The 12,887-nt window shown below is 48.5% G+C and carries 16 protein-coding genes; all 16 read left to right on the top strand.

Annotated features, from left to right (window positions below; all coding sequences use genetic code 11):
• Positions 1–209 precede the first annotated feature (209 nt).
• Positions 210–1,370 (top strand): response regulator, encoded by a 1,161-nt coding sequence (locus GGC63_RS20995; protein WP_192703964.1) that lies wholly within the window; start codon positions 210–212, stop codon positions 1,368–1,370.
• Between the two features lie 235 nt (positions 1,371–1,605).
• The gene (locus GGC63_RS20990; protein WP_192703963.1) at positions 1,606–1,965 is read left to right on the top strand and encodes a response regulator; all 360 of its coding nucleotides are present in this window, start codon (positions 1,606–1,608) and stop codon (positions 1,963–1,965) included.
• A gap of 60 nt (positions 1,966–2,025) precedes the next feature.
• Entirely contained in the window at positions 2,026–2,436 is a 411-nt protein-coding gene (locus GGC63_RS20985) for a hypothetical protein (RefSeq protein ID WP_192703962.1), read from the top strand.
• A 223-nt stretch (positions 2,437–2,659) separates the two neighbouring features.
• Positions 2,660–3,232, top strand: a complete 573-nt coding sequence (locus GGC63_RS20980) for an RNA polymerase sigma factor (RefSeq protein ID WP_079911978.1) — start codon at positions 2,660–2,662, stop codon at positions 3,230–3,232.
• Between the two features lie 182 nt (positions 3,233–3,414).
• The gene (locus tag GGC63_RS20975) at positions 3,415–3,969 is read left to right on the top strand and encodes a hypothetical protein (RefSeq protein ID WP_192703961.1); all 555 of its coding nucleotides are present in this window, start codon (positions 3,415–3,417) and stop codon (positions 3,967–3,969) included.
• A 130-nt stretch (positions 3,970–4,099) separates the two neighbouring features.
• Positions 4,100–4,231, top strand: a complete 132-nt coding sequence (locus GGC63_RS34945) for a hypothetical protein (RefSeq protein WP_256865421.1) — start codon at positions 4,100–4,102, stop codon at positions 4,229–4,231.
• A 99-nt stretch (positions 4,232–4,330) separates the two neighbouring features.
• Positions 4,331–5,068, top strand: coding sequence for a sporulation initiation factor Spo0A C-terminal domain-containing protein (locus GGC63_RS20970; RefSeq protein ID WP_192703960.1), 738 nt, complete (start codon positions 4,331–4,333; stop codon positions 5,066–5,068).
• A 313-nt stretch (positions 5,069–5,381) separates the two neighbouring features.
• On the top strand, positions 5,382–6,701 hold the full coding sequence (gene hisD / locus GGC63_RS20965) for a histidinol dehydrogenase (RefSeq protein WP_192703959.1): 1,320 nt from the start codon (positions 5,382–5,384) through the stop codon (positions 6,699–6,701).
• A 124-nt stretch (positions 6,702–6,825) separates the two neighbouring features.
• On the top strand, positions 6,826–7,458 hold the full coding sequence (locus tag GGC63_RS20960) for a TraX family protein (RefSeq protein WP_192703958.1): 633 nt from the start codon (positions 6,826–6,828) through the stop codon (positions 7,456–7,458).
• A gap of 180 nt (positions 7,459–7,638) precedes the next feature.
• Positions 7,639–8,004, top strand: a complete 366-nt coding sequence (locus GGC63_RS20955; RefSeq protein WP_192703957.1) for a hypothetical protein — start codon at positions 7,639–7,641, stop codon at positions 8,002–8,004.
• 115 nt (positions 8,005–8,119) lie between these two features.
• Positions 8,120–8,632, top strand: coding sequence for a TetR/AcrR family transcriptional regulator (locus tag GGC63_RS20950; protein WP_192703956.1), 513 nt, complete (start codon positions 8,120–8,122; stop codon positions 8,630–8,632).
• 142 nt (positions 8,633–8,774) lie between these two features.
• Positions 8,775–9,197, top strand: coding sequence for a DUF3995 domain-containing protein (locus tag GGC63_RS20945; RefSeq protein ID WP_192703955.1), 423 nt, complete (start codon positions 8,775–8,777; stop codon positions 9,195–9,197).
• Between the two features lie 131 nt (positions 9,198–9,328).
• Positions 9,329–10,033: a FadR/GntR family transcriptional regulator gene (locus GGC63_RS20940; protein ID WP_192703954.1), complete on the top strand. Its 705-nt coding sequence runs from the start codon at positions 9,329–9,331 to the stop codon at positions 10,031–10,033.
• 260 nt (positions 10,034–10,293) lie between these two features.
• Positions 10,294–11,667 carry an acyclic terpene utilization AtuA family protein gene (locus GGC63_RS20935; RefSeq protein ID WP_192703953.1) on the top strand — a complete coding sequence of 458 codons (1,374 nt, stop codon included), beginning with the start codon at positions 10,294–10,296 and terminating at the stop codon, positions 11,665–11,667.
• Complete coding sequence (locus tag GGC63_RS20930; protein ID WP_192703952.1) at positions 11,664–11,975, top strand: DUF4387 domain-containing protein; 312 nt, start codon at positions 11,664–11,666, stop codon at positions 11,973–11,975. Before GGC63_RS20935 ends, GGC63_RS20930 begins: the two co-directional genes overlap by 4 nt.
• On the top strand, positions 11,972–12,880 hold the full coding sequence (locus GGC63_RS20925; RefSeq protein ID WP_192703951.1) for an AraC family transcriptional regulator: 909 nt from the start codon (positions 11,972–11,974) through the stop codon (positions 12,878–12,880). Before GGC63_RS20930 ends, GGC63_RS20925 begins: the two co-directional genes overlap by 4 nt.
• Positions 12,881–12,887: the final 7 nt, after the last annotated feature.

The following is a 12,887-nucleotide window of genomic DNA, read 5'->3' as shown; positions in this document are numbered from 1 at the left end:
TAGATGACATGGAGAGGGAGATAATGGATGAGCGAATGTATCCAAACATCCTGAAGCCTATTTACTGTTAAAATGGTATTGTATCGCAGTACACTAAACAATTTCTGAACAATTTCCGGACACAAGGGCATTTCGTTGAAGCAGATGATATATACGACATCACGGATAAGTAAATGGAATGGGCTCCGCAGAAGGGTAAGGGGATAACGATGAAGGCTATTCTGGTGGATGATGAACGTCTTGCTTTGATGCAGCTGAACAAGCTGCTGGGGGATATGTCAGGAATCGAAGTGATTGGCAGCTATATGGAGCCGAATCAAGCTATAGAGGCGGTTGGAGCATTGCGGCCTGATGTGGTGTTCATGGACATTAATATGCCGGAGATCTACGGCCTGCGGGCCGCTGAGCTGATGCAGGAGGTCTGTCCTGCGGTCGAAATCGTATTCGTAACCGCTTATGACGAATATGCGGTTCAGGCCTTCGAGCTGAATGCGCTGGATTACGTCATGAAGCCTATACAGAGGGATCGATTGGCCCGTACGGTTCAACGGCTTCAGCAATCCGTAGAGGTCGTCCGTAATCTGGAGGAAGCGCCGCTCCAGAACAGCTCCGTACTTATCCGTTGTCTGCAGACGATGCAAATCGAATTCCCCGGCAAGGAGCCGATTGCCTTGAAATGGCGTACCGCCAAGGCGCAAGAATTGTTCGCCTATTTATTCCACCACAGAGGGCAGCTGGTCCGCAAGGGGGAGCTGTTCGAGATGCTCTGGCCCGACTTTGAGATGGAGAAGGCCAAGACGCATCTGTATACGACGATTTATCAAGTACGGCAAGACTTGAAGCGAATGGGAGCGGACATTGAAATCCGCAGCTTGAGCATCAAGGAAGGATACATGCTGGACGCCTCCCGGATACGTATCGATGTGGAGGACTGGGAGCAATCTATCCGAGCGGCGGGCGCCGTGAATGAACAAAATTGGCAGGAGCATCAGCGGCTCGTCGAAATGTATACGGGAGACTATATGGCCGATTTCGATTATTTGTGGGCCGAGAACGAGCGGCAGCGTCTGCGGACGCTTTGGCTTCAGCAGGCGATGCTGCTGGCCGATTATTTTGCCCGCCAGGGGAAGATTACTGATGCGATGATGGTATATCACCGGATGCAGAGGCAATATCCGTATTACGAGGAAAGCTACTTTGCCCTGATGAAGCTGTACGGCCTCTTGAAGGAGCGTACGGCGGTTGAAGAGCAGTACAAGCGTCTCGTCTCGGTACTGGAGGAGCTGGATGTAGCTCCGAACGAGAATATTGTGACATGGTACGAGCAGTGGAAGGGCTCAGGCCCCGGTTTGGCGCAGTCCGCCCCATAGAAAGGTTTACAGGCAGCTCCTGTCGAAGGGGGCTGTATTTTTTTTGTATATGTAGGCAAGTTACTCCATATTGTTGAGGGAACGCCCGAGGAAACGTTCCCGCTCATGCAACCACAGAAGGCCTTTCTTCCCGGAAAACCAAGCTCCTTAGCCCTGTCCTGACCCCTCCTGTTCATTTTTTGTTCAGAGCGGTTTGGTTAAATTAGAAGCAATGGTCAAAAAGGAGGATAATGACATGACAGCAGTTATGGTGGTAGATGATACGGCATTTATGAGAATGGTGATGCGTGGCATGCTGGAGGAGATGGGGATGAATGTCGTGGCGGAAGCGCGCAATGGCAAGGAGGCTGTGGACCTGTACGATAAGGTCCTACCTGATCTCGTGACCATGGATATTACAATGCCTGAGATGGACGGTATAGATGCGCTAAAGCATATCAAGGGAAGGCATCCCCAGGCGAAGATTGTGATGTGCTCGGCCATGGGGCAAAAGGACATGGTGCTCGAAGCGATCCGCAGCGGAGCCGCAGATTTCGTCGTGAAGCCGGTCCAAAAAGACCGACTTCAGGAAGCCGTCGCCAAAATATTGGCATAGCTTCTTACTATATAAAGCCGGAAGCAAGTCTTCCGGATTATTCGATTCGGGGTGAAGTACATGTTGGAAGAAAAGCTCAGCAATCCCGACTCTATACATGCTGCCGTATTCGTGGATGGGATAAGGGCGGCCCTGAAGGAAGACCCGTTATTCTTTGTTTTCAAATACCATCTTTCCTTGATTCGTGACATGACGGAAGGATTGGACGAGAACATCACCGACGAGCTTATCACAGAGAGCGTGGCCATTATGCGGGAAGCTTGTCTTGACAGCCTGCAGTGCCCAAAATGCAGGACAGCTTTCCGATTCCGCCATTGCCGAAACCCGTGCCCTTCGGGCAAGACGATCCATGTAATAGAATTAAGCTGTGCAAGCTGCCGCGATGTGTTTACATTAGCGGAGGACAGGGAGCGAGTGTCCTATCTTAGAGGAACATATTATTTGACTAAAAGCATTGTAAGACGCATCTGAAAAGCTGAACCCGCCGTATTCAATAGACTCCGTCCATTCTTCGAACCGGATTTCTCCTGAATATATTCTCCTACTGGTAGTTCTTCCGCTCAAGCTTCTTCTCTCTCAGGCTCTATCCCAACTTTTTTTTCAAAACGATAAGATTCTCTCTTTCCTATGACATGATATACTAGAGAGGTAGGATTTTCCTCTTTTTATAGCATAGGGAAGGGATGGGTCCAGCATGGATTTGCGTCGGCTTCATCACTGCATTGTACATCAGCAGTTAGATGATGCGGAGGTGGCCGCCTTTGTTAAGGACTGGCTGCCGAGGATCGTAGAGCATCAAGCCAGACAAGAGGCAATAGGACAAAATCGGTCCATGGGAAGGAGTGATTACGAGGAAATTACAGATAAGGTGCGAGATCTGGTGTTTCAGAAAATCGGCTGCATCGAACCGGACAAGCTGCGCGCGTGGGTCTGCCAAGCGGCCGCTTATACGACCAAGAATCATTTGAGGAAAAAAAGGCCGATCCTGTACGCGGAAGTGGAGGATGGCATTCTGAACTTAACGGTGCCCAAGGATTCGTCCATCTTAACGGATACGCAGCAGGACATGCTGGAAGAAGCGATCGCACTTCTGCCGCTGAAGCAGAGAAAGGCGTTGATCCTAAAGTACGTACAAGAGTATTCGGCCAAGGAAATTGCGGAGATTCTCGGCAGCAATGAAAATCAAGTAAATCAATGGTGTTTTCTGGCAAGAAAAAACTTGAACGAAAGGTTAGCCCAATATTTTAATAAGCGCAGGTCATCATAAACATTCATTTTGAAAACGATTCTGATGGGAGGGTTAGAACCATAGATTGGTTTTAACCTGCTCCCGGATGATTAATATAAATAGAATAAGATATAAGATTATATTAATAATAATTAAATAATAGATTAATAAATCATTGTATATTCAATATTTTATCATTTCATATTTTGGAGAGTTGATGTATGAATAAATGGAAATCCAATAACATCGATTCCGTACAATATTTTCATCATTTTTTAGAAGAAATGCTGGAGGAATACCCGTTCCATCAACATGAATCAGAACAACAAGCCTATCCTATGCACGAAAAAAATGAAGAATTACCGGAATTTCACCTGGAATCTTATCCGCTGGATTGTATATTGCTTATTCAATTTGCCTTGGAAGACCGTCAAATGAGTATTAAACAGCTTTCTGCTTATGCAGATATAAAAGAAGATCTTATTCAACAATTATTTCATCATTCATTAATGCCGTGGGAGCTGCCTGACCATTCATTTATTAAACTTATTCAATATTTAGAATTAGATATTCAAGAGGTTATTGAAGGATTGAGATTATTACAAATTCCGCATGCTCCTATTCTTTGGAATCAAATTAAAGATATTAAAATCCAATTTAAAAGAAATACAGAAATGTGCTTTAAGGAGCCTTTGTCTGACTATGCCCGGAACTATAGAGAGCAGCATGAGACTAGTAGAGATTTGCTTATTCAAGAGCTTCAACTATTGAGATAATACCAAGGAAAAACCGCTGTGTTTCAGCGGTTTTTTCTATTTCTTCTTAAGATTTGTATTCAAGCGGGACATATAAGAATTAGAAACAATTAGAGAAAAGTTAGAAATTTCAAAAGGAGAGATAGTGCTGATGTTCGCCGTATTTTACAGGAGTAAGAGATTGACCCGGGTGGGGACGGAATATGAAGCACGGATGGAGCTGGTCCGGCTTCAGGAATATTTCCTGAATCTGAAGATTCGAGAATGTGAGCGAAACGGATAGGATGCCAGAGTCCACCTTGTATGGTGGTCTTTTCTATTTTATTGTGAGATGATGGAAAAATAGGGAGTCAGAACTTTTACATAGAGAAGAGGCAGAAGAATGGGTGGAACGATAGAAGAAGCAATGCTAAAGGAATTGAAGATGTTAACGAACAAAGTGTATGAGGTGGAAGCGAACCAGCGGAATATGATGAAGCTGCTTAACGAAATGAATGATAGATGGTCTACCATGAGGCCGCCGTTCTCCTCGATGCCTCAATCGCCAGGTCCTTCCGAATCTCCTAAAATAAACGCCATAGTCACTGAAATACAAGGTCTGAAATCAATGATCGACCAACTGGACAAGAAGCTGATGCAGAAATTGAGTAAGCTGGATGAGATAGGGAAGCCGGTTGTGCTGAATGTTTCGGTAGATTCCCAGCAAGCTGCGGTAGATATCAGTCCCAAGCCAATCCTTTCGCGTGCAAGCCTGGATCCGGACTCTTTCCAGGAAGAGAAAAGGGTTATTCAACTATTGGGTTATTTAGGCGTACCCAATCATATCAAAGGGTTTTCCTATTTAAAGGACGCCATTCTAATCGTGTTACGCGATTCTGAGGCTCATTTGGCGATAACTCGTCATGTTTATCCGGTCATTGCTGAGAAATATCGAACCACCCCAAGCCGTGTGGAACGGGCCATTCGTCATGCCGCGGGTGTATGCTGGGTTCGGATTGATCCGGAGGTTATCCGAGAGGTTTTTGGGAGTATGAGTACTACAAGAAAGTCCGTGCCGACCAACCTGGATTTTATAACGATGTCTGCACGTTGGTGTCAAGTAATAGACATGAAAAAGTAAAGATTGTGGAAACTATTTACAAATGGATAGGACACCGGTATAATAATCCAAAATGGCTGAGGAGGATTACCGAAATGAATATGAATTCTTATAGTTATATCATCGAATCCTATAGCCATCATCATAGTTAAGCGTTTGTAGTACGGATTAACGAGTCCGTAGGTGCAAACGCTTCTTGGCGTTATACCTGCGGACTTGAAGCATAAGAGTCATGCGGGTATTTTTATTATCCTGCATGGCTCTTTTTTGCATTGTTTGGGGCTTTACCTGAAACAGCTTCGAAGTCATTAAAATTATTGGAGGTCGATGAAGGATGTCGAGAATTATGTATGCTTTACCAGAGGACCAAGAGCTGATAAAGGAGAGGCTGGCCTCGCACAAAACGCTGTTTACCCGCGAGGTATTAAACGGGGTTCTGCAAATTTTTGACGAGGTTGCTGCACAGGGGGACGAAGCAATCCGAGATTTGACGCAGAAGTTTGACGGTGTGACAGTAGAGCAGTTATTGCTTACGCAGAGCTATGTTCAGGACTGTATCGCTTCCTTGCCTTCTGCCTTGCGCAATGCGGTGGAACAGGCGATACGGCATGTGCAGGAGGTAAATCGGGCTTTGCTGCCTTCCTCGTGGGAGCGGGAGATTCGCCCCGGAACGATGGTCGGAGAAAAGGTGACTCCACTGGACCGCGTAGGCATATGGATTCCGGCCAGGAAAGGGCCGCTCCTGTCCACCTCCATTATGCTGGTTGCCGCGGCGAAAGCAGCGGGTGTCCCTGAGATTATCGTCGGCATGCCTCCGCTAAAGGACGGCTCTGCCGACCCGGGTACCGTAGCGGCTGCGAAGCTGGCCGGAGCAGACCGGTTCGTCATCGGCAATGGCGTAGCTGTCATTGCAGGCTTAGCCCAAGGAACCGAGTCGATCCCTGAGGCAGACGGTATTTTCGGGCCGGGTCCGGGCGGCATCGCGGCGGCCATGAGCCTAGTTATGACCTGCGGCAAAAGGAGCGCGCTTGGCATCGGTCCTACGGAAAGTATCATTGTTGCTGATGAAACGGCCGATCCCCGGCTTACCGCTTACGATCTCATCAACGAGGCGGAGCATGGCCCCGACTCCACCTCCATTCTGGTAACGACCTCTGCGGAGCTGGCATCCCAAGTAGAGAAGCAGCTCTATGAATGCATCGAAGAAGTGGAAGGAGTAAGAAAGACTTACTTACGGCAAGTATTCGGCCCTGAGGGCAAAGGAGCCATTATTGTTACGCCGGATATCGGGCAAGCTTGTGATTTTATCAATGCATTTGCCCCCGAGCACTTGATGATTGTTTGTGCAGAAGAGCAGGAGAAGCGGGTCATGGGGCTGGTGCGCCATGCAGGGGAAATTCTGATTGGCGGCAGTACGCCGTTCTCCGCAGCTAACTACGGGATAGGCATTACGGCTGTGCTGCCTACGAATCATTTTGCCAAGTCGTTCTCAGGGGTGACCTCCAAAGATATGGTGAAGGTGTCGACGATCGGGAAGCTGAACCGGGAAGCGCTTCGGGGTCTGTATCCGATGATTCGTGAGCTGGGTGCCTACGAACAGCTGCCTTGCCATGTGAAAGCGGCTGAAATCCGTGTGAGAGATGCGGCTAAGTAAGAAGTGTCCTAGGGAAAGCAACCGTCCAAATACACCTTCATCATCGGGAGTAGTCCGCTGTACAGATGGCCTGTCGGCAGTATATTCTTAAGATGTGAGATTTTTTTTGAAGGGGGAAACCCGGATGCAGCTTATTGCCATGCTGACCATGCTAATTGATCACATCGGTTTGGTTTTCTTTCAAGATCAAGCCATATGGCGGATGATTGGGCGGATTGCTTTTCCCATCTATGCTTACTTTATTGTGCTGGGTTACAGCCGAACAAGGAATTTGAAGCTGTATATGGTTCGTCTCTTTCTCATCGCTCTCATCTCGCAAGTTCCCTTCATGCTGGCGTTTGGTACCCGAGGAGTGAATGCGGTAGGAACGCTGCTGATGTGCGTCATCATTTTATATCTTATCGATCATACGGCAAAATGGATCTGGATCCCCGCGGCACTGGTCCTGTCGGCCGGTATGGAGGTTTTCAGCTTCGACTACGGCTTGTACGGCGTGCTGCTGGTGCTGATCTATAAATATACGAAAAGCCATTCGATGGTGTTGTGCCATTTTGCATTAAACGTCTTGTTTCTATTTCTGAAGGGCTGGGTTATCGAAGCCTACAGCATCATTACAACGATAGCCATTGTGTATGCTCCGACCGTATGGAAGCAGGTGGAAGGAATTCGGATGCCCAAGTGGGTATGGAGAAGCTTTTACCCTGTACATTTGATGGTGCTTGCGATAGTGGAATTTATATTGTCTATGAAGCCATAAAGATAAATGTCACGAAGCCGACGCTGGCCATGCCGCAAAGTCGGTTTTTTTGCCGCGGGCGGGGACCCGATTTTTAAGGAAGGATTAAGAATTTGTGTGACAATCTGTTAAGTTTTGGAAGGTAGACTAAGCACCATAACTGAACGGTTATACCATTCCAATAAGTAAGGGGTAATGACGATGAAACGATGGATGGCATGTCTGATCCTTACAGGTTTATTCATTCTGGCAGGCTGCTCACAGCCCATTGCATTTAGCGGGAATAGCGAGTTATGGAAAGTCGATTGCTCGGTGGATCTATCCGCAAAAGTTCAATCCTACGCTATCGAGTATATCGGCAAAGAAAGCCAACCTATATCGAGAGTGGAGTATGCCTTTGAGAACAGCAAAAATTTCAACAGCAAAGGGAAGAGCGATACCCCATCGCGCCACCTAGTGATGACGGGAAAGGGGACGATGACCAAGCCTTATGAGGAGGAAAAGAGCTTTAAAGTCCGTATTCAATGGGATGGAAAAGAGGAGACGATTGCGGTGGTGAAGAAGTAAGATTGCCTGTCTATATCCGATTTGTCTTTGGTCGCCTAACCTAAGGGTCGCTGTTGACTTCGTAAACATTTAGGTCTATTGTTAAAACATACGCTACCGTATCCTGAGGTGAGTTATGCAATTAACGAGAGAAGATTGGGTCCAAGCGGGGGTCCGTACATTGGCTGAGGCTGGTGTCCACGCCGTGCGGGTCGAGGCGCTCGCTCGAGTGCTTCGAATTAGTAAAGGGAGCTTTTACCACCACTTCCGAGACCGCCAGGAGCTGCTGGACTCCATAATGGATCATTGGGAAGAGAATGCGACACAACGGATCATTCGTAGTTCGGAGCAAGATCCAATCACATTGGAGCAGCTGCTTCATATTAGCATGGATAGCGATAAACGATTGGAGAAGGCCATTTATGCATGGGCCAAGGATGACCCTGCTCTGGCTGCCCGGTTAGCTGGAATCGAAGAGCAAAGAATCCGCTATGTTGCCATCCTGTATCAAAGAAAAGGGCTGCAGGCCTCTGAAGCGATAGAACGGGCTCGACTCACTTATATGGCCTATGTGGGATGGATGGTTCGGTTTGAGTCTAGCATAGACTGGGATGCAAAAAGACTACTGCTGATTTTATCCAAAATATGATCATGGATGTCCCTAATACGGTTGTACAGCCAGCTGTGCAGCCCGGAAGGGACATAAAAAATGGCATTACATACGCCATCGTATGTTTCGGCGAATTGGTTGTACACTTTTTGCAAGAAAATCGGGATGAGGAGGACTTGCCATGAAATTTGTCATGATTATTTCCGCACTAAGTCTTTTAAGCTGCATCGGCATCCTGCATGTTTACTGGGCCTTTGGGGGACGATGGGGAAGCACGGCGTCAATACCTTCCCGAGCGGGAAGCGATAAGCCTGTTTTTGTTCCTAGTAAGGTTGGTACACTGATTGTCGCTGTGCTTCTGTTCGGTGTGTGCTTCGTTCTTGTTATTCAGAGCGGCTATGTGCCTTATTTTAAGCCAATGGTATGGACACGCTGGGGGTGTATGGCTTGTGCTATCGTGTTCTTTCTTCGAGCGATAGGTGATTTCAACTATGTAGGATTTTTCAAGAAAATAACCCATTCTAATTTCGCTAGAAATGATACTTGGCTTTATAGCCCGCTATGCTTTTTCTTCGGGTTAGCTTATGGGATTGTATGCTTTTGAACAGCGCTGCTTCAGTAAGCGTATACAAAAATACTCTTGACACATCGCCTCATACTAATTAGTATGAAGTTGTGGTTAATTGGGTGATCCAATTACCCTGTGATCATCACAACGCGGAAAGGTTAATGACCATGACCATTAAGAAGATTAAATACCATAGGGTGTACGAGGACGTCATCGAGCAGATCGAGAACCTGATTCTCGAAGGCAATCTGGCTCCGGGCGATGTACTGCCTACGGAGAGGGAGCTGGCTCAAGCGTTTGGCATCAGCAGAGGGACTCTGCGCGAAGCCTTCCGCATCTTGGAGCGGGAGGGGCTGATCGAGACCCGTCCGGGTGGAGGACGCTTTCTTAGCAAAAATCTAAGCAAAGCCGAAGACCAGAAGCGAATTATCGAGAACATCGAAAGGGCGACGATTATCGAGCTGCTGGAAGCACGGGAAATTTTCGAGACCGGCATTGTGGAGCTGGCCGCGAAGCGGGCGACCGAGCAAGATATTCAGGAAATTGAAAGCGCCCTTGAACGATGGGGCACCATCGACAGCGACTCGGAGGATCCGATGAGTCCTGACCAGGCGTTTCATCTATCGATTGCCAAGGCGACGCACAATGTCGTGCTGGTTAATCTGATCGAGCTGCATATGGATCTCCTGCAGAAGACAGCGACGAAGACCGTCGATATCCCTGGCCGGAAAGCGGAAGTCTATAAAGAGCACTTTCAAATTCTCCAAGCGATTAAAGAGAAGGACCCGCAGAAGGCGAAGGAAGCGCTGCTGTTCCATATCGGCCAAGTGAAGCAAAATATTATGTTGAATAAAGTGGAATCAAACGGATGATTGCATCCTTTTGATCATTTAATTGGGTCACCCAATTATCCAAAAACACCTCTTTCTCCATCGGACTAATCTGCATTAGAATCTTCTTTCCTTAGCAACAGATCTAAAGACCTTGTTGTAACCGATTACAACAGCGATGCACACTTCGAGCATGAGCTCCTGTTGCAGCAAGCCTTCGTTCCTCAGCAGAAGCTTAGCAATATGCAGCGCAGCAATAATACCAAATACATCGATGGCACTTGGACAAGTGGAGGGAGTATATGACAAAAGAACAATTCAAAATACTGGCCCCTTGCGGCATGCTGGGGTACGGTTTTCCCAAGGCGTCCTTCTTGAAAGGCATGGCGCATGAGCCGGATGCGATCGTAGTGGATGCCGGTTCCACCGACGCGGGGCCACATAAGCTGGGCGCTGGCACGGCCATTGTCAGCAGGCAGGCCTGCAAGAAGGACCTGGAGATCATCATCACGGAAGGTGTTAAGGCAGGCATACCGGTCATCATCGGCTCTGCCGGAGGAAGCGGGGCGAAGGTCCATGTGGAATGGACGCAGTCGATCATCATGGAGATCCTGCAGGAGCACGCGATCGGGGGAGTCAAGCTCGCCACCATATGGGCGGATATCCCCCATGAGGTTGTGGCAGCGAAGCAGCAAGCCGGACAGTGCGAGCCGCTTGGCTTGTCGGTAGCGCCGCTGACACCGGAAAGGCTGGAGGCAACAAGCCGCATCGTCGCGCAGATGGGCCACGAGCCGATCATCGAAGCTCTTGCGGCCGGAGCAGATATCATCGTCTGCGGACGCGCTTATGATCCTTCGCCGTTCGCGGCGGTTGCGATGTACCACGGCTTCGATACGGCGCTCGCCTATCATCTCGGCAAAATTCTCGAATGCGCCGCCTTATCGGCAGAGCCGGGGACGACGAAGGATAGCATGCTCGGAACGCTCAAGCGCGATTCCTTCATCGTCCAGCCGCTGAGCGACGCCCGCAAATGCACAGCCGTATCGGTCGCCGCCCATACGTTCTACGAGAAGGATCACCCGTATATTTTGCACGGGCCGGGAATGATACTGAACCTTGAGCAGTGCACCTTCACCGAGTTGGGTGATGGCAGCGTCGAAGTGAGAGGCAGCCGGATCGAAGAGACGCCGGTGTACAAGATCAAGCTGGAAGGCGCCATGAAGGTAGCTTACCGGACATTCGTCGTAGCAGGAGTTCGCGATCCTCTGCTGATCTCCCGCATAGAAGAGGTGGAGGAGCTCGTAAAGCAGCAGGTCAGAGACTACTACAGTGAGATTGCGCCGGACGATTACCGCATTCATTTTATCAATTATGGCTTGAATGGCGTGCTCGGCGAGCTGGAGCCGCAGCGTACTCCCGCCCATGAATTGGGCGTCGTATTCGAGGTCGTGGCTAAGACGCAGGAGCTGGCGAATGCCATCTGCAGTTCGGTGAGATCGACCTTCCTGCACTACGGCTATGAAGGACGCAAAGCGACTGCAGGCAATCTGGCGTTTCCTTTTGCCCCGAGCGATGTGCCGTTCGGCGCCGTGTATGAATTCTCCGTCTATCACTTGATGGAGGTTGCCGATGGATTGGAAATGTTCCCTATCGAATATACGGAGGTGCAGCCATGAAGCTGTATGACGCAGCAGCCGTTATGCGCAGCAAGAACAGCGGGCCTTTTGAAATTACGGTCGATGTGCTGTTCACCGATCCCGCTATTTACTACCGAGTCAAGGAGCAGGAGCTGATTACCAAGCCGCTCGTATCCCGGCTCTACAGCATTCCGGAGGAGAGCATTACGCATATCGTATTTTTCGATCAGGCGCTCGGGTTCAAGATTACATTCTCCCGTAAAGTATCGTCCGGCACGTTCCTCGACCGCGACGTGTACGGAGCTCAGCAGCACGCGCCGTTGATGGAACTGGAAGTGAACCTATGAAAGTGAACGAGGCAGCAGACCCATCTGTTCGCACGAGCGCTGCCGCACCCGGCTTTATAGTGAAGCGGGATTATAACCTGAACAAAAATTTCCCCATTCATATTTCACGCTGGATGCCAAGTATTTTTATGGAACCGTTCCATTGGCACACCTCGTTTGAGGTCGGATATTGCATGGAGGGGAAGGGACTTTTTCACTTTGAGGATAAGAGATATGAGATCAACACAGGCGATGTGTTCGTTGTGAGTCATATGGAACAGCATCGGGCGCAATCCGACCCCTTAAAGCCATGCCAATTCCACTTCTTGAAGTTTGACGGCTCTTTGATAGATGGAGGGGAGAATGAACTGTTAGCCCCGTTCTTTATGAAGTCGCCGTATTTTGGGAATAAAATCGATGGGAATCAGCAGACAGCCGTACAGATTGGAGCGCTTCTGAGAGACATTTGGAGCGAAATGCAGGAGCAGGACCGGGCGTACACGAGTATGGTTCGAGGATTATTGATCCAAGTATGCACCCATCTGTTCCGCCATTATGCCAAAGAAATACCTGCGGAAGAGTGGAACCGCTCGTTGCAGGCCTATAAGAAATTGCAGCCGGCGCTCGGATTGATTCACCATCAATATCATGAAAATATTCAGCTGAAGGATCTGGCCGCCAGCTTATCCTTAAGCACGTCCCGGGCTTATCATTTGTTTAAAGAAACGATGGGAGAGGGCTTCAAAGAATATTTGACCAAAATCCGCATTCACGAGTCGAAAAAGAGATTGAGCGATCCCAATGTATCGATTACCGAAGTGTACCTGTCATGCGGCTTTCAAGGTCATGCTTCCTTCTACAGATCGTTTAAACAAATTGTAGGAATGACGCCAAAGGAATTCAGAAAATATATGCTCACTTTGTGAGAATAGC

Origin of the sequence: Paenibacillus sp. OAS669 (genome assembly GCF_014873645.1) — a bacterium.
Taxonomy (GTDB): Bacteria; Bacillota; Bacilli; order Paenibacillales; family NBRC-103111; genus Paenibacillus_S; species Paenibacillus_S vulneris.
Note: the sequence above shows the minus strand (reverse complement) of the source record. Positions and strands in the feature narration are given on the sequence as shown.